This window comes from Nocardia bovistercoris, from assembly GCF_015674855.1.
Classification (GTDB): Bacteria; Actinomycetota; Actinomycetes; order Mycobacteriales; family Mycobacteriaceae; genus Nocardia; species Nocardia bovistercoris.
In genome coordinates this window covers 303074-324012 of sequence record NZ_JADMLG010000006.1, presented here as the reverse complement: position 1 = coordinate 324012, position 20939 = coordinate 303074, and the positions used below count along the sequence as shown (strand labels likewise).

The 20939-nt window shown below is 67.7% G+C and carries 19 protein-coding genes; 5 read left to right on the top strand and 14 right to left on the bottom strand.

Annotated features, from left to right (window positions below; all coding sequences use genetic code 11):
- Positions 1-4: 4 nt before the first annotated feature.
- Genes IT779_RS17140 through IT779_RS17130 form a run of 3 tightly spaced genes read right to left on the bottom strand, consistent with a single transcriptional unit; the run spans position 5 to position 1951 of the window.
- The gene (locus IT779_RS17140; protein WP_196150312.1) at positions 5-868 is read right to left on the bottom strand and encodes an ABC transporter permease; all 864 of its coding nucleotides are present in this window, start codon (positions 866-868) and stop codon (positions 5-7) included.
- On the bottom strand, positions 868-1722 hold the full coding sequence (locus IT779_RS17135; protein WP_196150311.1) for an MlaE family ABC transporter permease: 855 nt from the start codon (positions 1720-1722) through the stop codon (positions 868-870). The genes IT779_RS17140 and IT779_RS17135 overlap by 1 nt, the downstream gene beginning before the upstream one ends.
- A complete protein-coding gene (locus tag IT779_RS17130; RefSeq protein WP_196150310.1) occupies positions 1709-1951 on the bottom strand; it encodes a hypothetical protein in 243 nt (80 codons plus the stop codon). The genes IT779_RS17135 and IT779_RS17130 overlap by 14 nt, the downstream gene beginning before the upstream one ends.
- Positions 1952-2670: 719 nt before the next feature.
- Here IT779_RS17130 and IT779_RS17125 point away from each other — a divergent pair.
- The gene (locus IT779_RS17125; protein ID WP_332838840.1) at positions 2671-3447 is read left to right on the top strand and encodes a FadR/GntR family transcriptional regulator; all 777 of its coding nucleotides are present in this window, start codon (positions 2671-2673) and stop codon (positions 3445-3447) included.
- Positions 3448-3510: 63 nt separating this feature from the next.
- Here IT779_RS17125 and IT779_RS17120 read toward each other — a convergent pair whose 3' ends face one another.
- From IT779_RS17120 to IT779_RS17100, 5 genes are read right to left on the bottom strand one after another with little or no spacing between them, the layout of a single operon-like run.
- Positions 3511-5112 (bottom strand): class I adenylate-forming enzyme family protein, encoded by a 1602-nt coding sequence (locus IT779_RS17120; RefSeq protein WP_196150309.1) that lies wholly within the window; start codon positions 5110-5112, stop codon positions 3511-3513.
- Complete coding sequence (locus tag IT779_RS17115; RefSeq protein ID WP_196150308.1) at positions 5105-6703, bottom strand: class I adenylate-forming enzyme family protein; 1599 nt, start codon at positions 6701-6703, stop codon at positions 5105-5107. Before IT779_RS17115 ends, IT779_RS17120 begins: the two co-directional genes overlap by 8 nt.
- Positions 6700-8175, bottom strand: a complete 1476-nt coding sequence (locus IT779_RS17110) for a class I adenylate-forming enzyme family protein (protein WP_198428586.1) — start codon at positions 8173-8175, stop codon at positions 6700-6702. The genes IT779_RS17115 and IT779_RS17110 overlap by 4 nt, the downstream gene beginning before the upstream one ends.
- The gene (locus IT779_RS17105) at positions 8175-8999 is read right to left on the bottom strand and encodes an enoyl-CoA hydratase/isomerase family protein (RefSeq protein WP_196150307.1); all 825 of its coding nucleotides are present in this window, start codon (positions 8997-8999) and stop codon (positions 8175-8177) included. Before IT779_RS17105 ends, IT779_RS17110 begins: the two co-directional genes overlap by 1 nt.
- Complete coding sequence (locus IT779_RS17100) at positions 8996-9799, bottom strand: enoyl-CoA hydratase/isomerase family protein (protein ID WP_196150306.1); 804 nt, start codon at positions 9797-9799, stop codon at positions 8996-8998. The genes IT779_RS17105 and IT779_RS17100 overlap by 4 nt, the downstream gene beginning before the upstream one ends.
- A 156-nt stretch (positions 9800-9955) precedes the next feature.
- On the opposite strand from IT779_RS17100, the gene IT779_RS17095 reads away from it, so the two are divergent.
- Together IT779_RS17095 and IT779_RS17090 are read left to right on the top strand one after the other, a co-directional pair.
- On the top strand, positions 9956-10651 hold the full coding sequence (locus tag IT779_RS17095; RefSeq protein WP_232541815.1) for a hotdog family protein: 696 nt from the start codon (positions 9956-9958) through the stop codon (positions 10649-10651).
- A gap of 43 nt (positions 10652-10694) precedes the next feature.
- A complete protein-coding gene (locus tag IT779_RS17090; protein WP_196150305.1) occupies positions 10695-11609 on the top strand; it encodes an enoyl-CoA hydratase/isomerase family protein in 915 nt (304 codons plus the stop codon).
- A 108-nt stretch (positions 11610-11717) separates the two neighbouring features.
- Here IT779_RS17090 and IT779_RS17085 read toward each other — a convergent pair whose 3' ends face one another.
- From IT779_RS17085 to IT779_RS17060, 6 genes are all read right to left on the bottom strand, one after another.
- A complete protein-coding gene (locus IT779_RS17085) occupies positions 11718-12473 on the bottom strand; it encodes a TetR/AcrR family transcriptional regulator (protein ID WP_196150304.1) in 756 nt (251 codons plus the stop codon).
- 347 nt (positions 12474-12820) lie between these two features.
- Positions 12821-13621 (bottom strand): enoyl-CoA hydratase/isomerase family protein, encoded by an 801-nt coding sequence (locus IT779_RS17080; protein WP_196150303.1) that lies wholly within the window; start codon positions 13619-13621, stop codon positions 12821-12823.
- On the bottom strand, positions 13618-14874 hold the full coding sequence (locus tag IT779_RS17075) for a CaiB/BaiF CoA transferase family protein (protein WP_196150302.1): 1257 nt from the start codon (positions 14872-14874) through the stop codon (positions 13618-13620). The genes IT779_RS17080 and IT779_RS17075 overlap by 4 nt, the downstream gene beginning before the upstream one ends.
- The gene (locus tag IT779_RS17070) at positions 14874-15638 is read right to left on the bottom strand and encodes an SDR family NAD(P)-dependent oxidoreductase (RefSeq protein WP_196150301.1); all 765 of its coding nucleotides are present in this window, start codon (positions 15636-15638) and stop codon (positions 14874-14876) included. The genes IT779_RS17075 and IT779_RS17070 overlap by 1 nt, the downstream gene beginning before the upstream one ends.
- 33 nt (positions 15639-15671) lie before the next feature.
- Positions 15672-16880, bottom strand: a complete 1209-nt coding sequence (locus tag IT779_RS17065) for a cytochrome P450 (protein ID WP_332838839.1) — start codon at positions 16878-16880, stop codon at positions 15672-15674.
- A 203-nt stretch (positions 16881-17083) separates the two neighbouring features.
- Positions 17084-17869, bottom strand: a complete 786-nt coding sequence (locus tag IT779_RS17060; RefSeq protein WP_196150300.1) for an SDR family oxidoreductase — start codon at positions 17867-17869, stop codon at positions 17084-17086.
- A 176-nt stretch (positions 17870-18045) separates the two neighbouring features.
- Between IT779_RS17060 and IT779_RS17055 the strand changes: the two genes are divergently transcribed.
- Positions 18046-19281 carry a cytochrome P450 gene (locus tag IT779_RS17055; RefSeq protein WP_196150299.1) on the top strand — a complete coding sequence of 412 codons (1236 nt, stop codon included), beginning with the start codon at positions 18046-18048 and terminating at the stop codon, positions 19279-19281.
- Positions 19282-19377: 96 nt separating this feature from the next.
- The gene (locus IT779_RS17050) at positions 19378-20877 is read left to right on the top strand and encodes an acyl-CoA carboxylase subunit beta (protein WP_196150298.1); all 1500 of its coding nucleotides are present in this window, start codon (positions 19378-19380) and stop codon (positions 20875-20877) included.
- Positions 20878-20939: the final 62 nt, after the last annotated feature.

The following is a 20939-nucleotide window of genomic DNA, read 5'->3' as shown; positions in this document are numbered from 1 at the left end:
AGTGTCACCCGCCGAATGTGATCGGGGACCGGAATCCCCACAGCAGAATGGTCAGGATCATGTCGAGTGCGATGATCGACACGAAGCTGGCGCGGATCGCCCGCCCGGAGGCGATGCCGACTCCTTCGGGCCCGCCGCGCGCGAAAAAGCCTTGATAGCAGTGGATCAGCACCACGGCGACCGCGAAGACCATCACCTTGATGGTCGCCGCGATCACATCCCAGGTCGCGACGAACTGGTCGAAGTAGTGCTCGTAGGTCCCCTCGGGCGTGCCGTGGATCGTGGTGACGACGAGTTCGCAGGACAGATAGCTCAGAATCAGCGCCACCACGAACGCGGGGGTCACCGCGACGAGGCCCGCTATCACCCGGGTGGTCACCACGAACGGCACCGACCGCACGGCCAGAGATTCCAAGGCATCGATCTCCTCGGAGATACGCATGGAACCGATCTCGGCGGTCATGCGGCATCCGGCCTGCGCCGCGAAACCGACTCCGGCGGCGATGGGCGCGAGTTCCCGGGTGACGCCGACGGCCGAGATGAGACCGCTGAGCTGCCCGAGTGCCAGCAGGTCGAGGGTGCCGAACGCCTCGATGCCGATCGACGCGCCGATAGACACACCGAGGAGCAGCATCAGGGGCACGACACCACCGCCGACGACCACCGAACCTCGTCCCCAAGTCATGTCGGTGACCGCGCTCAGCGTCTGGCGCCGGTAGCGCACGAACGTGTACGGCAGCGATGCCACGACCTGCCAACAGAATCCGACGACGAACCCGACCGACTCGAAGGCCACGAGGGGGCGCATCCGACGGCGCAGCGCCGCGAGTCCGCGTAATCCGGGCGGCCGATACACCGACGCGGTCATCAGCCCAGCCTCGCCGGGAAGAACATCGTCACGACCTGGGTGATGGCCGTATTCAGGACAACGACCGCGGCCACCGACAGCACGACCGCGGCGTTCACGCCGTCGGCGACTCCGCGCGGCCCGCCCTTGGCTTCGAGGCCGCGCTGGCAGGCGACCAGTACGACCAGCATCCCGAAGATCATGGATTTGACCAGCGAGACCCAGACATCGGTGACGGTGGTGAAAGCTCCGAACGATTCCCAGTAGCTGCCCGGCGTCACGTCGAGGGTGGTGACCGCGACCAGATAGCCGGACGCGATGCCGACGGCGAGGATCAAGGCATTGAGCATCGGCGCCACGAGCAGCATGGCAACCACGCGCGGAACCACCAGGTGCCGAATCGGATCGACGCCCATCACCCGCATGGCGTCGACTTCCTCACGAATCGTGCGCGCGCCGAGGTCCGCGGCGATCGCCGCGGCGCCCGCGCCGCCGAGCAGCAGCGCGGTCGCCATGGGCGCCCCCTGCTTGACCACCCCCAGTCCGCCCGCGGCGCCGATCATCGAATCGGCTCCCAGCTGGGACACGATATTCCCGACCTGAGCGGAAACGATGACACCGAAGGGAATCGCCATCAGCACGCTGGGTACGACGGTGACCTTCAACAGGAACCACGCCTGGGTGAGCGTCTCACCGACACGGAACCGCAGGTGTAGCGCGTCGAGCGCGCCCAGTTCGACAGCGCGCACCGCCATTCGCAGGAAACGGCCCGATGTCGCGATACTCGACAGGACGGTCTCCGCGCCGTTGCGACGCAGCACACCGGCCACCGATAGCTGGTCGATCGCGGTGCCGCGGAGTTCAATCGTCGACATCGAACCTCCTTGTTCGAGGAGTCCGTGCGATGGTCACGACGGACTTGTCGGATACGAGCACGAGGGCCGTGCCGCCGAGGTCGGCATCGCCGAAGGGGGCGGCAGACGTGTGGCCGCCGCCACCGACGTCCGAGTCGAGGCCGGTCGTCGGGACTCCTTGCGGGATGCCGTAGACCGGGCCGAACCCGGGCCGAAAATTGTCTGACAATTGGGATCTGTCGAGGAACATACCGTAAGGGATATGCAACCGTCCATGGATTCATGTAGATGTTTGATGAACCCGTGGCGGTTCGCATCCCCTGGCTTCGAACTTGTCCGCAGCGCCCAACGGACTGGCATCGACGTGTCCGAAGGGAGGTGGGTCCGCATGTCAACCGGCAACAAGGTGTCTTAAGTTTCATCTGAATAAACTTGTAACCCAACATATTTCAAAGGACAAACCCCTCCGGAAGAGTTGTAGTCGGTACGCTGAACACTCCTGCCGCGCTCGGTGGCCGGAGATCTGGGCTATCGCCTGATCGTTGCGATGCCTTGTCTCGCCCGACCGAAAACCGCACGTATACCTCTAGATATTTCAGAAACGAGAGTGGGTATCAGGCCCGATGTCGTCGCTTTCCCGGCTCTGTGTCGCCCTGCCCGATCGGTCGCCGACGAGGCGCGCGGGCGGCGAATATCCACGACTGTTCGCGGTCGGTCGACGCCGATCCCGAGCATGCCGGACCGAGATCGGGAGCTCGCGGGGGCGAATACCCGCGTCGATCCACGAGACCGCCGCCGCGGCGACGTGTCATCGAAGAATGCCCGTCGAGAACAGCAGAGCGACCGGGACTGCTACAAATATCGGACGATTGTTTCGGCGGACGCACTCGACGCGCGTCCGGCCCCGATCGTATCCGGCGCGGGCCCCGGCTTCGAGGGGATTCGCTCAGGTCAGGCAGAGGGAGGAACGTGGACAAGCGAACGTCGGCCGACGACCCGGTCACCGCCGCAGGCCCCTCGACGAACAAGCCGATGCAGGTGGCGGCGCAGTTGCGGACACTCATCGTCGGCGGCGACCTGAACGAAGGCGAATCGCTGGGTACCGAAGCCGGGTTGCGTGCACGCTTCGACGTGTCGCGGCCGTCCTTGCGCGAGGCCCTTCGCATCCTCGAGGCCGACGGCCTGATCTCCATCGTGCGCGGCGCCCTCGGCGGAGTGATCGTTCGCAGGCCCGATCAGCGCATGACCGCACGGGCGGCGGCGCTGGTGCTGCAATCGCGCAGCGTCGCCCTGGCCGACGTCTTCGACGCCAGCGCGGTCATCGAACCCGCGGCGGTGCGCATGGTCGCCATCGGACGCGGCCACCGGGGTGCGGCGAATCGGCTACGCGACATCGTTCTCGAGCAGAAACGAACCATCGACGATCCTTTGGCCTGCACCGACGCGATGATCCGCTTCCACAGCGAAATCATCCTCCTCGCGGGAAACCAGACACTGATCCTCGTCTGCGAGATGCTCAACGAGGTGATCGCTCGGGCGATCACCGACGTGCTCACTCGGGGCGGCGACGAACCCCCGACCGCGCGCAGACGCACCATCCGCTCACATGAGCGACTCATCGAACTCATCGCCGCCGGGGACGGCGACGCCGCTCAAACCCACTGGAACAATTACATGGCCAAATTGCGTGGCTCGTTACTCGGGCAGAGCGCCGGAGCGGTCATCGACCCGAGCCGTCACCGTTGAGTACGAGCTCCGACCGTCGCTGTCGCGAAAGGTGCGGTGGTGGACTCGCCCGGGTATCGCCACTCACACCGCGCGGGTGCCGGACACCGTCTCGGCGGTGCGGCCCTCGCGGGTGAGCAGCGCGCGTAGACCGACGACGTCGACCTTGCCGGTGGTGCCGCGCGGAATCGTGTCGTCGGAGTCGAGCAGCAGCCAGATCGTGGGAATCTTGAAAGCGCTGAGTACTTCTCGTGCGCGAGCCCGAAGTTCGGCGGCGGTCGAGGACCCGGTGCGGACCACGGCGGCCGCCACTTGCGTTCCGCGGCCGAGGTCGATGTCGGTGACGAACGCGCCGCGCACGCCGTCGATGCCGCGCAGTGCCTTCTCGACCTCGCTCGGGTATACCGTCGCGCCGCTGACCTTGACCATGTCGTCGGAACGGCCGTGGTAGAAGAGGAATCCGTGGTCGTCGAGACGGCCGAGGTCGCCGGTGCGGTACCAGCCGTCGGGGGTGAAGAGGTCCTCGCGGGGGCGGCCGCACATACCGCGCAGGGTGTGGGGGCCGCGTAGGTGGATTTCGCCGATGTCGCCGGTGGGTAGTGGTTCGGCGGTGTCGGGATCGGCGATGCGGAGTTGCATGCCGTCGAAGGGGCGGCCGCAGCTGCCGAAGGCGGATTCCGGCATGTCGGTGTCGGCGGGGTAACCGCTGTAGGGGCCGAAGGATTCGGTCATGCCGAACAGGTTCGCGCGGGCGCCGGGACGGGCGCGTCGGGCGGGTGGGAGCAGGGCTTCCAGGCTGCCGGGGCGGAGGGCGGAGAGGTCGGCGCCGATGGTTTCGGCTTGGCGTGCCAGTGCTTCGGCCTGGTCGGGCCAGCCTCGGAAGAGGGTGACCTGTTCTCGTTCCAGTAGGCGCAATGTGGTTTCCGGGCGGGGGATTTCCTCGGTGACCAGGGTCGCGCCTGCCAATAACGCAGAGAGTACGCCGCCGCCGAAACCGCCGACCCAGAAGAAGGGCATGGGCAGGTACAGTCGGGTGCCCCGGCCGATGCAGCGGTCGTGCAGTCCGGACCGCACGGCGCCGAAAGCGTTTCCGTGCGAATGGATCACACCCTTGGGCAGGCCGCGGCTGCCGGAGGTGAACATGATCACCAGTGCGTCGGCGGCGGTGACTCTGGCGGTCGCGGCGAGAGTGACCGCGATGGCCTCCGGTGACGCGGGCAGCGCGAGCGCTTGTTCGACGGTGCGCAGGGAACGCAGCGCGGGGAGTTCTGGGTGTCGGATGGGCGCGTTCGCCTCGGGCAGGCCGAGTGCGTCGTGCAGGCCGTCGCGGTAGCGGTGGCCGCGGAACTCCTCGACCACGATCAGGTGTTCGACGGCCGCTACTCGCAACTGCGCCAACAACTCCGGAGTCTTCAACAAGGTGCTCAGCGGCACCAGGACCGCGCCGAGGCGGGTCAGGGCGATGGCGATGCGGACCCAGTCGATGCCGTTGGGCATGATCAGGCCGACCCGGGTGCCTTTGCCGATGCCCGCGTCGAGGAAGGCTGCCGCCAATTCCGCTGTGGTCGAGTCGAGTTCGGCGTAGGTCAGGCGGTCGGTCGGGTCGATGATCGCGGTGGACGAGCCGTCGGTCACGGCGCGTGCGCGCACCAGTTCGTCCACGGTGCGTGCGAGGGGCTCAGGCATCGAACAACTTTCGGAGTCGTCGGATATCGATCTTGCCGCCCGCGAGCAGCGGCACCTCGGCGGCGGGGACCGAGACGAAACGTCGGGGGATCTTGTATGCCGACAGTTCGGCTCGCAGCCGCTCGCCCAGCTCGGCGGTGTCCACGGCGCTTCCATCGGTCGACACCAGCACCGCCGCGACCAGTTCACCGCGCTCGGGGTCGGGGAGACCGATGACGTGCGCCGCCGCGTCGGTGATGCGGGAAATGGCTCGCTCCACCTCGACGGGGGAGACGTTCGCCCCCGCGGTCTTGATCATCGACCCGCGCCTGCCGAGGTAGTAGACGAAACCTTCGTCGTCCACGCGCACCAGGTCGCCGGTGTGGAACCAGCCGTCGGGGTCGAAGCACTCCTCGCGGCCGCGTCCGTAGTAGCCCTGCGTGAGATACCGTCCGCGCACGCACAATTCGCCTGCCTGACCGCCGGGGGTCGCCGTGCCGGTCTCGGGATCGACCACTCGGATCTCGAAGCCGGGAGCCGGTTTTCCGAAGGAGCCGCGCCGATGTTCGGGCTGATCGCGGTCGTCGGCGTCGAGCAGCATCGTGCCGCCGGTCTCGGTGAGACCGAGCATGTTGTGGCGCAGTTCCGGATCGCGCGGCCTGGTCTCGGCGGCCATGATCGGGTACAGATTGCCGCGGCGCATGCTCGACAGGTCGCGTTCGCCGAAACTCGGGTGTCGGGTGAGATGGGTTACGGCGGCGGCGAATCCGTTGGTGACGGTGGGGCGGGTCGCCTCGAGCAGGTCGAGGGTGGCTCCGGCGTCGGTGGCGTTCGAGCACACCAGCGTCGCTCCAGCGACGAGGGTCGCCAGCAGGCCGAAACCGAATCCGCCGATCCAGAAGAACGGGGACGTGCAATACAGCACATCGGAGTCGGTGAGTCCGCGCACGGTGTTCAGTTCGCGTTGCTGCTCGAGGAGCGCGCCGTGGGTGTGGACGGCGCCTTTGGGGTCCCCGGTAGAGCCCGAGGTGTAGACGATGGCCAGTGCGTCCGAGGCATCGACGTCGTCCTCCACGGCGGTGAGCAGCGCCTCCTCGATCGAATCCGCCGCGCGGTCGAGTTGCGAGATATCGCGTGCACCGCCCGACTTGTCGCGGTAGCTGATCACGAGGTGGCGTAGGAGGGGGACCTCGGGGCAGAGCAGTCGCCCACCGGCCTCGAATCGGGACTCGCCGACTATTGCGCTCAGCCGCTCGACGTAGTCGTGGCCACGGAAGCCATCGACCGCCAGCAGGATTCGGATATCGGCGTCGACCAGTTGGCGACGCAACTCGGGCCCGGTGGCGAGCGTGGAGAACGGCACAACGACCGCGCCGATCCGCGCCGCCGCCAGCGCGGCCACGACGAAATCCGCCCCGTTGGGATACAACAGCCCGACGTGGGTGCCCTTGCCCGCACCGAGGGCGAGCAGTCCGCGAGCCAGCCGCGCCGAACGACTCCGCGCCGCGGCGTAATCGAGCCGTTCCTCGTCGCAGATCAGCAGCGCTCGGTCGGGATGGGCGGAGGCTCGCTCGCGCAGCACCCGGCCGAGGGTGCGTGGTCCGGCGGTCATGCTCGCCCCGAGGTCACGCCGAAATGCCGTTTGACCGCCGTCAAATCCGCCTTGCCCGACGGGGTGCGCGGAATGGCCTCGACGATCGCGATCTCGGTCGGGATCTCGTAGCGGGCCAGGCGGGTGCGCAGGTAGTCGGTCAACTCCGCGGCGTCGGCGCCGCGCCCGTCGCGCAGTTCGACCATGGCGACGGGAGTGTCGCCGAGACGCTCGTCGGGCCGCGCGACCACGGACGCGCCGCGCACGGCGGGATGGGTTTCGATGGCGGTGCGCACATCGTCGGGCATGATCTTGAATCCGCCGCGGATGATCGCCTGATCGGCGCGCCCGAGTATCCAGAGGAATCCGTCGGCGTCGATGCGGGCAATGTCGGTGGTGCGTATCCAGTCGGTATTCGACCCGAGCTGACCGGGTTTGACCTCGAGCAGCCCGGATTCGTCCGCGCCGAGTTCGGCGCCGTCGTCACCGACCACGCGCAGCCGCGCACCGCCGCTGGCGCGACCGACGCTGCCGCGTTTGGTATCCCAGAACTTCTGGTGATCGGGCAGGGTCCATCCCGCGACCCCGCCGCCGAATTCGGTGGCGGCGTAGGAAGTCAGCACCGGAATGCCGAACTTGTCCTGGAAGGCGTCGGTGTCGGCGGCCGAGAGCGGCGCGGTGCCCGAGGTGACGACGCGGATGCCATCGAGGTCTTCTTTGCGCAGGTCCGAGTGCAGCACCATGCGCAGCGCGGCGGGTACCAGCGACACCGCGCCGGGGCGGTGCTTGCGAACGGCCTCGGCCCACCGATCGAGGTCGAATTTCGGCAGGAAGACGAAAGGCCTTGCCTCGGTGACGCATTGCAGGACCCGGAAGACTCCGCCGATGTGCACGAGCGGCGCGTTCACGATCGCGACGCCCTTGCGCGGCGCGGTCGGGGCGGGCGCGCTGTCGGGATCGCGACCCATGACGCTGCGCGCCAACATGTCGTAGGTGATGTCGACGCGTTTCGGCGGACCGGTGGTGCCGCTGGTCAACATGCGCACGGCGACACCGGAACTGGTTGTCGCCGAGTGCTTCTCGTTCGACGACGGATGCGAGACCGGTTCGTCGGCGAGTCCGGTGATCGCGAGGGTGGCCGGACCGGGCGCGACGAGCGCGGCCAGATCCTCGGGCCCGCCGACGATCAGCGGCAGATCGAGCGCCGCGATGTCCTCGCGGATACGGTCGTCGCCGCGCGCGGGATTGATGACCACAACGGTGCCGCCCGCGAGCAGCACGCCGAGGAAGGCGGCCACGTGTTCGGGCCGGTTGCGCAGCAGGATGCCCACCGGCCCCGGCGTCGCGATCCGCGCGTGGATCCGGTGCGCGGCCTCGGACAACGCGCCGATGGTGTGCCAGTTCCCTTCGAATTCGAGGGCGGGCGAATCGGGGGAAAGGGCGAGCACGTCGGCGACGCGCCTGCTCAGCGGATGGTCGTGCACGGCGGTCATCAGCGGATCCTCGGTTCGGTCGGAGCGGCCCGGCGCTCGTCGGCGGCGAGTTCGGCCTTGGCGATCGGATTGCCGAGCCGGGTGTAGATGAGGCCCTGGTCGAGTGCGGCGCGGTAGGGCTTGTCCAGCGACTCCCAGATCGCCTTGACCGTGCCCTGGGTCGCGGTGGGCGGTTTGGCCGCGATGGCGGCGGCGATGGCGTGCGCGCGCGGCCAGAGTTGTTCGCGGGTGACGATCTCGGAGACCAGTCCGATGCGAAGCGCGGTCGGCGCGCCGACGCGTTCGTCGTTGCCCATGAGCGCGATGCGCAGCGTCTCACCGAGTCCGACGCGGCGCATGAGCCCGATCGGCTCCAGCGCGCACACCAGGCCCGCCGAGACGTGCGAGTCGAAGAAGGTGGCCTCCTCCGAACAGATCACCACGTCGGCTTCGTTGACGAAGTAGAACGCGCCCGCCGTGCACATGCCTTGCACCGCGCACACCACCGGCTTCCACATCTTCTGCCATTTGGGGCTGAGCGCCTCGCCCGGATCCTCGTGGTGCCAGATGCCTTCGGGCTGTCCGTAGGGTTTCTTGATGTCGAGTCCGGCGCTGAACGCGCGCTCTCCCGCCGCGCGCAGCACCACGGCGTTGACCGAGTCGTCGAGTTTGATCCGGTGCCAGGCGTCGCGCACCTCCTCGCACATGGTGCGGTCGAAGGCGTTGAGCCGTTCGGGACGGTTCAGCGTGAGGGTGACGACCTTGTCGGCGGCGTCGACCTCGATCAGGATCGTCGTGTAGTCGGGATAGGCGCTGTGCGCCGCGCTCTCCGGCGATTCGGTCATCGGCACTGCCAATCCGGGGTCCGCTTCTCGACGAACGCCCTCGGTCCCTCGAACGCGTCCTCGGTGCGGACCACCCGCTCGCGGAAGGATTCGGCCATCATCTCGGCCTCGTGCATCGGCAGGTCCAAGCCCTTGACGATGGCCAGCCGGGTCCCGCGCACCGCCAGCGGCGCGTTCGAGTTGAGGATGTCGCCGATCTCGTTGGCGCGTTCGAGCAGCCGCTCGTGTTCGACGACCTCGGTGATCATGCCCAGTTCGTAGGCGCGCTGGGCGCTCATCCGCTCGTGCTTGCCCATCAGCGCCATGCGCAGGGCCACCGTGCGCGGCAGCACGCGCGCCAGCCGCACCACCTCGCGGCCCGCGACCAGGCCGATGCTGACGTGCGGGTCGAAGAAGGTGGCCTTGTCCGAGGCGATGACGATATCGCCGGTGGTCACCCAGTCCAGGCCCGCGCCGCAGCAGATGCCGTTGATCGCGACCAGGATCGGCTTGGTCATGGTGCGGAACGGCGGCGTGCCCTCCTGCGGGGCCTCCCACTGCTCGTAGGTCGACAGGTAGGGCTTCTCGTTGATCACCTTGCCGTCGCCGGGAATCTCCTTGACGTCGGCGCCGGTGCAGAAGGCCCGGCCGTTCGCGGTGACGATCAGCAGCCACACCTTGTCGTCGGCCTCGGCCTCGGCGTAGGCGGCGCGCAGTTCGGTGATCATGTGCGGGCTCAGCGCGTTGAGGGCGTCCGGGCGGTTCAGCGTGATGGTGGCCGTATGCCCGGTCACCTCGTAGCCGATGGTGTCGAACGGCATGCTCAGTCCTCCTGCGCGGGATGGTCGTAACCTGATCACAGCGTGGTCGTCGGGAGATCGTCCGGGGACGATCACCGCCCATACTGTTACTGATACAGTAGACAATACCGTCCGCCCGTCTGCCAAGGTTGCGGAAGTATCGTGGAAAGAGGTCCGATGGTCGAGAACGGGAGTGCGCCCACGTCGGGCGCGGTGGCCGAGGCCAGGCGGGTGCCGCCGTTCGGGGAGACGCCGCTGCCGCAGACCGTCGCCGCGGCCGCCGCACTGCGCAGGCTCGGCGCGCTGCTGCTTTCGCTGGAACATCCGCATCCGGCGGTCGACGAACTGCTGGCACGGGTGGCCGAGACCGAACAGGAACTCGCCGCCGCCGTCGCACCCGACCCCGCCCCGAGATTCGGCGCGAACGCCACGCCCGACCAGCGCGTCTATCTCGACCACGCCTTCGACATCGGCGCGTTCAACCCGTGCTTCCCCGAATACGTCTTCGACCACCTCGACGAGGAGTCCGCGCGCGGGCGCATCACCTTCCCGCTCAATCACGAGGGCCCGCCCGGACTCGTGCACGGCGGATTCCTCGGGGTCTTCTTCGACGCCGTGGTGCAGCATCAGAGCTGCGCGGTCGGCCTGTCGGGCAAGACCCGGTCGATGGACATCACCTACCGCCGCCCGACCCCGATCCTGGTCGAGTTGGACTTCGACATCACACGCACGCTCGTCGAGCGCGGCATCGAATCGACCGCGCGCCTGCTGCGCGCGGGCGAGGTGCTGTGTTCGGCGCTGGTGCGCACGGTCGCCAGCCCGGTGGACCGGCTCGCCACCGTGCACTACGGCAAGCGCGCGGTCCGCGGCTGAACGCCGGAACGACCACCCTCCGCGAACGTAAAGGAAGAGACAGATGACCAGTTCCAGCGCCGCCGACGGCCGCGTGCTCTACGAGGTCGACCCGGATCGCAGGATCGCGACGGTGACACTGAACAATCCCGCGCAGCGCAATTCCTACGACGCCGTCATGCGGGACGGCATCGCGCGTTTCCTGGACGAGGTCGCCGAGGACGACGACATCACGGTGGTGCTGCTGCGCGGCGCGGAAGGCGTGTTCAGCACCGGCGCCGATATGAACAACGCCTACGGCTGGTACGGCGGGAAGTCGGCGAACGGGGAAAAGGGAGCCAACGGCGACCGGCCCGCCAAGAGCAGGCCGAGTCAGCGCCGCAGGCTCACCGTCGACCGGAAATCCTTCGACTTCTACCACAATTTCCTGGGCTTCCCGAAGGTCACCGTCGGCGAGATCAGCGGTTACGCGCTCGGCGGGGGTTTCGAGATGGCGTTGATGACCGATATCTCGGTGATCGCTCGCGACACCCGCGTCGGCATGCCCGCCACCCGTTTCCTCGGGCCTGCGCTGGGCAGCCTGCACATGTTCTTCCATCGCCTCGGCCCGGTGCTGGCGCGTCGAATGCTGTTGACCGGCGACATCATCGAAGCCGCCGCGGTGGAACATCTCGGCGTCTTCACCGAGACCTGCGATCCGGCCGCGGTGACCGCGCGGGCCCGCTACTGGGCGGAGAAGGCCGCGAAGATGCCCGCCGACGGCGTCGTCATCGCCAAGGAGGCGTTCCGGTGGGTCGAGCAGAGCCAGGCGTATCAGGGCGAGGAGGTTGCCAGTTATCTGTTCCACGCCTACGGCACGAATCTGCAGTTCTCGCCCGGTGAGTTCAATTTCGTGAAGACCCGCGCCGAACACGGCACCAAGGAAGCGTTCCGGTTGCGCGACGCGCACTTCCACGTTCCCGAGCCCGAGATCGGATAGGTCCGAACACCGAAAGGGCCGACGCGTTCGACGCGTCGGCCCTTTCGTGACGTTCGTTTCGGCTCGGAACCAGCTGTCACCCCGTGGGAGGAGCTGCCCGCTCGCGCGCTATCCGGCTGCCGCCGCTTCGCTCACGCCTCGCGACGCCGCGTCCGCCGCGTTCTTGCTCGCTTCGAGCAGCGCGCTCGCGTGATCGAGGATGCACTTCAATCCGTACTCGAAGTTGCGGTCGTCGGGTGCGCCGGTCTTGCGTCCCTTGGCCATCGCCTCGGCGAGCAGGGGAGTGGTGTCGGGGTCGATGGCGATGTCGTCGTAGTACGCGCCCGCCTCCGCGTCCTGCTCCTTGTTCTTGTCGTAGAGCCGTTGCAGCACAACGGATCCGCGGATATGCAGATTCAGCGCGGAATAGGTGTCGAAGGCCTCGTCCACCGAGAGGCCCGCCTCGACCAGGCTCTCCACGGCGTGCTCCATGCCGCGCGCGCCGAGTTGCGCGGCGTGCGGGCTCAGCGCCGACCTGATCAGGATCAGATCGCACAGGATGGGATTGCCGAGGAATACGCTGCGCATGGTGCGCGCGTGGTTGAGCAGCGATTCGCGCCAGTCGCGCGATTCCACGAACGGGGTGGCGAACACGTACTGGCTCAGCGCGCGGTCGGTCATCGCGTTGAGTAGGTCGTCCTTTTTCCGGAAGTACCAGTAGATGCTGGTGACGCCAACGTCCAGGTGCTTGCCGAGCAGCGGCATACTCAGTCCGTCGATCGAGACCTGTTCGGCGAGTTCGAACGCGCCCTCGATGATGTCGTCCGGATTGAGAGAGCCACGCTCGCGCCTCGGCCGCTTGGCTGCGGCGCTTCGTTTCGTCATTCTCGATCCCACTTCCGTGATAGGTCTACTTACCTGAACACGAACACGTCACTTCAGGTCCAAGCCGATGAGCCTGCGCTCTTTTCCGGTCCGCGAAAGGTGTTTCCGACACCCGGTTTCGGGCACGCACCAGCCGGACTGAAAGTAGCACGGTAAATCATACCACGACCTTTACTGTCGGGCGTTTCGAAGCGGTGCGTTCACCTCGCCGCGCGCGTGTTTCGGCGCACATCGCGCCGCATTCGGCGGCCGAAGTTGGCTGGGTCACATTCTTCGGCCGATCCGCAATTCTCGACGGCGTCCGGCGATAACGAATTATCGCCCGACTTCCGCCTGTCCCGCCGCCCCTATCCCGATGCTCCCCAACCGCCGGTGAATACCGGATCGCGTTTCTCCGAGAACGCGGCGAACGCCTCGAGCACGTCGCGCCCGGACAGGTTGATGGTCTGCGCGCGCGCCTCGTTGGCCAGCGCCTCGCGCATGGTGTGATCGGTGCCGTCGTTGAGCAGCGCCTTGGTCTGGGCAAGCGCCGTCGGCGGACCGGAGGCCAGGCGCGTCGCGAGTTCGTCGACGAAGCCGTCGATCTCGTCCTCGGCCTTGATATAGGTGACCAGGTTCAGATCGTGCGCCTCCTTGGCGCCGATCATTTCGGCCAGCAACGCCAGCCGCTTGGCCTGCTGGAGCCCGACCAGTTTGGGCAGCAGCCACGAGCCGCCGCAGTCCAGCGACAGCGCCCGGCGACTGAAGATCTGACAGAAGCGCGCGGAATCCGAGGCCACCACCAGATCGCAGCCGAGCGCCAGATTCCAGCCCGCGCCCGCCGCGACCCCGCGCACCTTCGCGATGGTCGGCACCTGCAGATCGTGCAGGCGCAGGATCGCCTCGTTGATCGCGCGCATGTCGCGGCTCGGATCCGGGAATTCGTCCACGCCCGCGGCGTCGGAGATGTCGGCGCCGGAACAGAACGCGTCACCCGCGCCGGTCAGCACCAGCGCGCGGATGTCGCGGTTGTAGGTGGCGTCGTGCAGGGTGTCGCGCAATACCGACCACATGCCCATGGTGATGGCGTTCTTGCGGTGCGGGCGGTTCAGCGTCAGGGTGCGGACGTTGCCGACGTCCTCGATCAGCAAAGGGGATTCGTCGGTCACGTGGATCGTCCTTTCGTCTGCGCCGGTGCGGCACGTCGGTGTGCCCGCGTGGCGGTGGGCCCGATGGCGCCCGACTCGCGGAATCGGGCGATATCGGCGTCCGCGAATCCGAACTCCGCGAGTACGGCGTCGGTGTGCTCGCCGAGGTCGGGGATCGCGCCCATGGGCGGGGTGTACCCCGCGATTATCGGCGGCGGCAGCAGCGAGGGCACCGGACCCGCCGGGGTGTCGACGCTGCCCCAGCGTTCCCGCGCGGCCAGATGCGGATGGTCGATGACCTCGCTCGGGGTGTTGTAGCGGGAGTTGCCGATTCCTGCGGCGTCGGCGCGCTTCTGGATCTCGGACAGGTCGTGGCGGGCGCACCACTGCGACAGGGCCGCGTCCAGGTCGGCGCGGCGGCGGACCCGGTCGGCGTTGCCCGCGTAGGCCGGGTCGTCGGCCAGATCAGGGCGGCCGATGAGTTCGCGGGCCAGCCGCTGCCACTCGCGGTCGTTGGTGGTGCCGAGCACGACGGTGCGCCCGTCGGCGGTGGGGTAGGCGCCGTAGGGCGCGACGGCGGGTGAGCTCATGCCGAGCGGCTGCTGGTCGACGCCGGTGTGGCGGGTGTAGGTGAGCTGATAGCCCATCAGCTCCGCGGCGGTGTCGAACAGGCTCACCGACCCGGCCGACGGCGTGTCGGCGCCGCGCTCGCGCACCAGCATCGCCAGCACGGCCAGCGCCGCGTACAGCCCCGAACAGACATCGGCGATGGGCGGCCCCGGTTTGGCGGGCGCGCCCGGCGTCCCGGTGACCGCGCAGACCCCCGACTCGGCCTGGATCAGCAGGTCGTAGGCGCGCTTGTGCGACAGCGGACCGCCGGCGCCGTAGCCGTCGATCTCCATGACCACGACCCCGGGATGGCGCGCGGCCATCTGGTCGGGGCCGAAGCCGAGCGCGGCCGTGGCGCCCGGGGCGAGATTGGAGACGAAGACGTCGGCCTCGTCGAGCAGTCGGTGCAGGATCGCGATGCCGTCCGCGGATTTCAGGTCGAGGGTCACCGATTCCTTGCCGCGGTTGGCCCAGACGAAATGCGCGGCGAGGCCGTGCACCACGTCGTCGTAGTGCCGGGCGAAATCGCCGCCGCGCGGATGCTCCACCTTGATCACCCGCGCGCCGAGATCGGCGAGGGTGCGCGTGCACATCGGCGCGGAGACGGCCTGTTCGATCGACACCACGGTGACGCCTGCCAGCGGCGCCGCGCTCGGGGCGCCCATCACATCACCAGACCGCCGTCCACCGGCAGCACCTGCCCGGTGACGAAGGAGGCGGCGTCGGAGGCGAGGAAGACGAACGCGCCCGCGACCTCCTCCGGTTCGGCCCAGCGCCGCATCGGAATGCGGTTGAGCATCTGTTCCGCGAATTTCGGATCGGTGCGGATGGTCGCGGTCATCGGGGTGGCGGCGGCGGGCGCGAGCGCGTTCACGGTGATCTGCTTGCGCGCCAATTCCTTCGCCAGCGATTTCGTCATGCCGACGATGGCGGATTTGGCGGCCGAATAGTTCACCTGTCCCAGCGTGCCGATCAGGCCCGCCGAGGAGGTGACGTTGATGATGCGGCCGGTGCCGTCGGTCGGCAGATACGGCAGCGCGGCCTGCGCGCAGCGGAACGCGCCGAGCACGTGGATGTCGAGCATCCGCAGCACCGATTCCTCGGTGGTGTCGCGGAACATCGCGGGTTCGGTGATGCCCGCGTTGTTGACCACGATGTTCAGGGTGCCCCCGGTCAGGTCGGCGGCCGCCGCGGCGGCGGCATCGGCGGCGGCGCGGTCGCCGACGTCGAGCGCGGCGCTCGCGGCACGGCCGCCGTCGGCGCCGATCTTCTCGGCCGTGGCCGCCGCGGCCGCCGGGTCGAGATCGGTGACGAGCACCGCCGCGCCCCTGGCAGCCAGCGCGGCGGCGACGGCCGCGCCGATGCCGCCGCCCGCGCCGGTGACCAGCGCGGAACGGCCGGAGAGGTCGAAAAGGTCGCGAGTGGTCACAGCTCTCCTCGGATTCGGTCGGTGCGCGACGGGTCAGACGACATCGAAGGTCACCGGCAGCGCGGTCGGCGAGCGGAAGGGCTGGCCGAAGATGTGCGGGTTGCCTTCGGGCAGCAGGGTGATGTTGGTCAGCCTGCTCAGCAGCGCGTCCATCGCCACCCGGGTCTCCATGCGCGCCAGGTGCAGGCCGAGGCAGGTGTGGGTGCCCGCCGTGAAACTGATGTGCGGAGAGTAGGTGCGGAAGATATCGAATTCCTCCGCGCGCTCGTAGCGATTCTCGTCGCGGTTGGCCGAACCGAGCACGATATCCAGGACCGCGCCTTCCGGAATGGCGACGCCCTCCAGTTCGGTGTCCCGGGTCACATTTCGCTGGACGATGGTGAGCGGCGTCTCGTAACGCAGTCCCTCTTCGATCGCCTGCGGCAGCAGATCGCGATTCTCCTGCACCGCCGCGAATTGTTCCGGATGCCGCAGCAGTTGGAAGATGAGATTTCCGGTCGAGCGGTACGTAGTTTCCAGACCCGCGGGCAACAGCAGGCGCAGGAAGGAATAGATCGCGCGCTCGGACAATTTCTCGCCGTCGATCTCGGCGTTGACCAGATCGCTGATGATGTCGTCACTCGGCGTGGCGCGACGCTGTTCGATGTGGCCGAGGAAGTACTGCTTCAGGTCCTTGGACGCCTGCAGCGCCTTGGGCACGTTGCTCGCGTAGCTGATGATCGACACGGCCGCTTCGCGGAAGAACGGCAGATCCTGTTCCGGCAGGCCGAGCAGGCGGGCGATGACGCGGGTGGGGAATTCGAAGGTGAAGTCGCGCACCAGATCCGCGCGGCCCTCGTCGATGAACTTGTCGATGAGTTCGTCGACGACGGGGCGGACGATCTCCGGTTCCCACACCTGTAGCGACTGCGGTTTGAACGCGTTCGACACCAGGTTCCGGTGCTGCTTGTGGGTGAGCCCGCTCATCGCGAGGATGGTCGGCCCCATGAATATGCCGATCGTGCTGTCGTAGAGCTGGGTGCTGAAGGTCGTGCTGTCGCGCAGGGCCTTGTTCACCGCCGCCCACGACATGGCGGCGTAGCTGTCGGCGGGGCGCAGTTCCTTCGGTGTCCGCGAGTAGTCCATCACCGATCCGTGGAACACGCCGCCTTCGCGTCTGCGTGCGGCGAAGAAGGGGTAGGGATCGTGGGGATCGGGGACTTCCACGATCGTCGCCGGTTTGTCCTCAACTGGGCTGTTCACAGCTCACCTCTGGCTTCGTCACACCGCACGGCTGTTCGGAGTTATTCATACTGTAACGCATACAGTAGACAACATCATTGCCAACGGCAACAAGGTTCACCCCGGTGATACCGCGTTGTCGCGGCGGTCTTCCCGGGAGTCGGGACAAGACGACCGAGCGCGGCCCGCCGTCCACGGCGAGCCGCGCTCACGCGGCGTCCCGATCAGAGTTCGATCGGCGCGCCAACCATCATCGGGGCCACGAATCCGCCGTCCACGTGGATGTCCTGGGCGTTGACCCAGCGCGACTCCGGCCCGGCCAGGAAGGCGATCACCGGCACGATGTCGGCCACCGTGGCGTGGCGGCCGATGGTGGCCTTCACCGCGTCGAGCACCTCCTTGCCCATGGAATCCTCGAAATCGGTGAGGATCGGGGTCTCGGTCGGGCCTGGGCTCACGGTGTTGACCCGCACGCCGAACTTCTGCCACGCGCTGGGGGCGAGGCGCTTGGCGAAGATGATCGCGGCCTGCTTGGAGGTGCTGTACACGGGATAGTTCGGATCCTGGCCCGCCTGCCACTGTTCGACGGTCGCGGCGTCGGTCGCGTCGAGCAGTCCGGTCAGGTCCGCGATGCGCTGCTCCCAGCCGAGCGCGGCGACCGAGGCCACCGTGACGATGGATCCGCCGTGGCGCAGCAGCGGCAGCATGCCGGTGGTGAACAGGCGCATGCCGAGGTAGTTCACCCGCAGCACGTCGGCGGCGGGCGCGGTGCCCGGCACGCCCGCGACGTAGGCCAGCGCGTCCCAGTCCGGGCCGATGCGACCGAGCAACTCGGCGATGGAGTCCGCCTCGCGCAGATCGACCGTCTCGTGCTGCGCGGCGGGGGTGTCGTTGGGTCGCAGGTCCACCGCGAGCACGTGGTCGCCGCGCTCGTGGAAGTGGGCCGCGGTGGCCGCGCCGATGCCCGATCCGGCGCCGACGACGACGATCCGGCGTTGCTCAGAAACCATGGATTCCACCATTTCCGACTCGCTCGGCGGCTCGTCCGCAACGCCGGGCGGATCCGTTACAGAATGCTTGACAGTAAGGCCAACTATAAATCACTCTTGAGATCGTTGACAACGCTGCGGGCTCTCGCCTGCGCTGACAACGACCACCGAATTCTCCAGGACCGGGAAGGGTGCTGATGAGCATGCCGATCGTCGACGAGGCCGCGAACGTCCTCGCGGAGCCGACCGCGTACACCGACGAGCCGCGGCTGCACGCCGCGCTGGCCGCGTTGCGCGCGAGCAAGCCGGTCGCGCGGGTCGAGGTGCCCCTGTACAAGCCGTTCTGGGCGATCACCAAGCACGCCGACGTGATGGCCGTCGAACGTGCCAACCGGGTCTTCACCAACTGGCCGAGGCCGGTGCTCATGACCTCGGAGTCCGACGACATGCAGGCCGCGGTCGGCATCAGGACCCTGATCCACATGGACGACCCGCAGCACCGCGTCGTGCGCGCCATCGCCGCCGACTGGTTCAGCCCCAAGGCGATGAAGGCGATGGGGGAACGGATCGAGGAGCTCGCCAAGCGCTACGTGGACCGGATGCGCGACACCGGCGGCGAATGCGACTTCGTCCAAGAGGTCGCGGTGAACTTCCCGCTGTATGTGATCATGTCGCTGCTCGGCGTGCCCGAGGCCGACTTCCCGCTCATGCTCAAACTCACCCAGGAACTCGTCGGCAGCGACGACGACGAACTCAAGCGCTCCACGCCGTCGGACGAGACGATGAACGCGCTGCTCGAGATGTTCGCCTACTTCAAGACCCTCACCGACTCGCGGCGCGCGAACCCGACCGACGATCTCGCCTCCACCATCGCCAACGCGACCATCGACGGCGAACCGCTCAACGACGTCGACATCATGTCCTACTACGCGATCATCGCCACCGCGGGCCACGACACCACGAGCAGCAGCATCTCCGGTGGCCTGCGGGCGCTGGTCGAGCATCCCGACCAACTCGACCTGCTGCGCGGCAACCTCGGGCTGATGCCGCGCGCCACCGAGGAGATCATCCGCTGGGTGACCCCGGTCAAGGCGTTCATGCGCACCGCGGCCCAGGACGCCGAGGTCAACGGGATCACCATTCCGGCGGGCGACTCGCTGCTGCTGTCCTACGTCTCGGCCAACCGCGACGAGGAGGCGTTCGACGAGCCGTTCCGCTTCGACATCGAACGCGAACCCAACAAGCATGTCGCCTTCGGTTTCGGCGTGCACTTCTGCCTCGGCGCGGGGCTGGCGCGCATGGAGATCGGCAAGTTCTTCTCCGAACTGCTGCCGAGGCTGAAGTCGATCGAACTGGCGGGCGAACCCGAATTGACCGCGACTACCTTCGTCGGAGGGTTGAAACATCTTCCGATTCGTTTTTCCCTGGACTGAGCGGTCCGCGCGCGCCGCCCGATCGACTCGGGCGGCGCGCGGGTCAGCACCGTCCGCCGTCACCGGTCCACCGAACCACAGGAGCAGGTCCCCGATATGACAAATGCCGAGGCATGGGAGAAGACGCTCGACGATCTCGAGCAGCGTCGCGCTCGGGTGTTGGAGATGGGCGGGTCCGAGCGGGTCGCCAAACATCACGCCAAGGGCAAACTCGACGCGCGGGCGCGGATCGCGCACCTGCTCGACGAGGGCACCTTCCAGGAATTCGGCACGCTGGTCGGTGGCGCCGAGGCCGCCGCGGACGCGCTGGTTGCCGGTTCCGGGCTGATCAACGGCACGCCGGTGATGGTCGGCGCGGAGGACTTCACCACGCTGGCGGGCACCATCGCCCCCGGCAGCAATTCCAAGCGCTACCGCCTCGCCGAGATGGCGGTGCGCAACAAGGTGCCGTTGATCATGTTGCTCGAGGGCGCGGGTTTCCGCCCGACCGGCGCGCACTACGGCCGCACGCCCACCGATCTGCTGGCCCAGGCGCAGTGTTCGGGCAAGGTGCCGATGGTGACCGGCGTGCTCGGGCCGTCGGCGGGCCACGGCGCGCTGATCGCTCCGGTCTCGGATTTCGCGATCATGAGCAGGCAGGGTTCGATCTTCACGGCGGGCCCGCCGGTGGTGAAGATGTCCACGGGCGAGGACATTTCGAAGGAGGATCTGGGCGGACCCGGTGTGGCGCTGCCCAGCGGCGTCGTGCACAATGTCGCCGAGACCGACGAGGACGTCCTCGACGAGATCCGGCGCTACCTGTCCTACTTCCCGCCGAGCGCGTGGTCCTACCCGCCGGTGTACCTTCCGGACGAGTCGACCGGCCCGAGGGCGACGCCGGAGCTGTTGAACATCATCTCCCGCGAGAACCGCAACACCTACGACATGCGTAAGGTGCTCGATGTCGTCTTCGACGGCACGGACTGGTTCGAGGTGCAGCCCGAGTTCGGCACGGCGATCATCTGCGCGCTGGCCCATCTCGGCGGTCACCCGGTGGCGGTGGTGGCCAATCAACCCCAGGTGATCGCGGGTTCGATCGACACCGACGCCGCCGACAAGGCCGCGCATTTCATCTCGGTGGCCGACGCCTTCCACCTGCCGATCGTCTTCCTCGCCGACAATCCAGGCATGCTGCCCGGCGGTGAGTCCGAGCGCGAGGGCGTCTTGCGCGCGGGCGCCAAGATGTTCGTCGCGCAGACCACCGCGACGACCTTGAAACTGCATGTGACACTGCGCAAGGCGTACGGATTCGGTTCCATGGTCATGTCGCTGATCGGATACGACTCGCAGGCGGGCGTTTTCGCCTATCCCGGCGCCACCATGGGCGCCATGAGCGCCGCCGCGCTGAGCAGCGCCTCGAACGCGCGCGACGATGTGGCCGCCGAACTGGCGGAGATGGAGTTGCAGGCGTCCTACCTGTCGGCCGAACACATGGGCTTCGACGAACTCATCCGGCCCGACGAGACCCGCAACGCACTGCTGCTGTCGTTGCAGCGCGGCCTCTACGCCAGGCAGCAATCACCCGAGCCGGTGCTGCGCACGGCCATCATGCCCTGAGTTCGGTTCGACGAAATAGCAAGGTGCGCCGGATCATTCGGATCCGGCGCACCTTTCTCGTC

Bases quoted from the DNA above. Each gene is read 5' to 3' on its own strand.
- IT779_RS17135 (WP_196150311.1), bottom strand. From the start codon at position 1,722: ATGTCGACGATTGAACTCCGCGGCACCGCGATCGACCAGCTATCGGTG.
- IT779_RS17140 (WP_196150312.1), bottom strand. From the start codon at position 868: ATGACCGCGTCGGTGTATCGGCCGCCCGGATTACGCGGACTCGCGGCG.
- IT779_RS17115 (WP_196150308.1), bottom strand. From the start codon at position 6,703: ATGACCGCCGGACCACGCACCCTCGGCCGGGTGCTGCGCGAGCGAGCC.
- IT779_RS17060 (WP_196150300.1), bottom strand. From the start codon at position 17,869: ATGGTTTCTGAGCAACGCCGGATCGTCGTCGTCGGCGCCGGATCGGGC.
- IT779_RS17110 (WP_198428586.1), bottom strand. From the start codon at position 8,175: ATGACCGCCGTGCACGACCATCCGCTGAGCAGGCGCGTCGCCGACGTG.
- IT779_RS17085 (WP_196150304.1), bottom strand. From the start codon at position 12,473: ATGACGAAACGAAGCGCCGCAGCCAAGCGGCCGAGGCGCGAGCGTGGC.
- IT779_RS17105 (WP_196150307.1), bottom strand. From the start codon at position 8,999: ATGACCGAATCGCCGGAGAGCGCGGCGCACAGCGCCTATCCCGACTAC.
- IT779_RS17130 (WP_196150310.1), bottom strand. From the start codon at position 1,951: ATGTTCCTCGACAGATCCCAATTGTCAGACAATTTTCGGCCCGGGTTC.
- IT779_RS17120 (WP_196150309.1), bottom strand. From the start codon at position 5,112: ATGCCTGAGCCCCTCGCACGCACCGTGGACGAACTGGTGCGCGCACGC.
- IT779_RS17095 (WP_232541815.1), top strand. From the start codon at position 9,956: ATGGTCGAGAACGGGAGTGCGCCCACGTCGGGCGCGGTGGCCGAGGCC.
- IT779_RS17090 (WP_196150305.1), top strand. From the start codon at position 10,695: ATGACCAGTTCCAGCGCCGCCGACGGCCGCGTGCTCTACGAGGTCGAC.
- IT779_RS17075 (WP_196150302.1), bottom strand. From the start codon at position 14,874: ATGGGCGCCCCGAGCGCGGCGCCGCTGGCAGGCGTCACCGTGGTGTCG.
- IT779_RS17055 (WP_196150299.1), top strand. From the start codon at position 18,046: ATGAGCATGCCGATCGTCGACGAGGCCGCGAACGTCCTCGCGGAGCCG.
- IT779_RS17100 (WP_196150306.1), bottom strand. From the start codon at position 9,799: ATGCCGTTCGACACCATCGGCTACGAGGTGACCGGGCATACGGCCACC.
- IT779_RS17050 (WP_196150298.1), top strand. From the start codon at position 19,378: ATGACAAATGCCGAGGCATGGGAGAAGACGCTCGACGATCTCGAGCAG.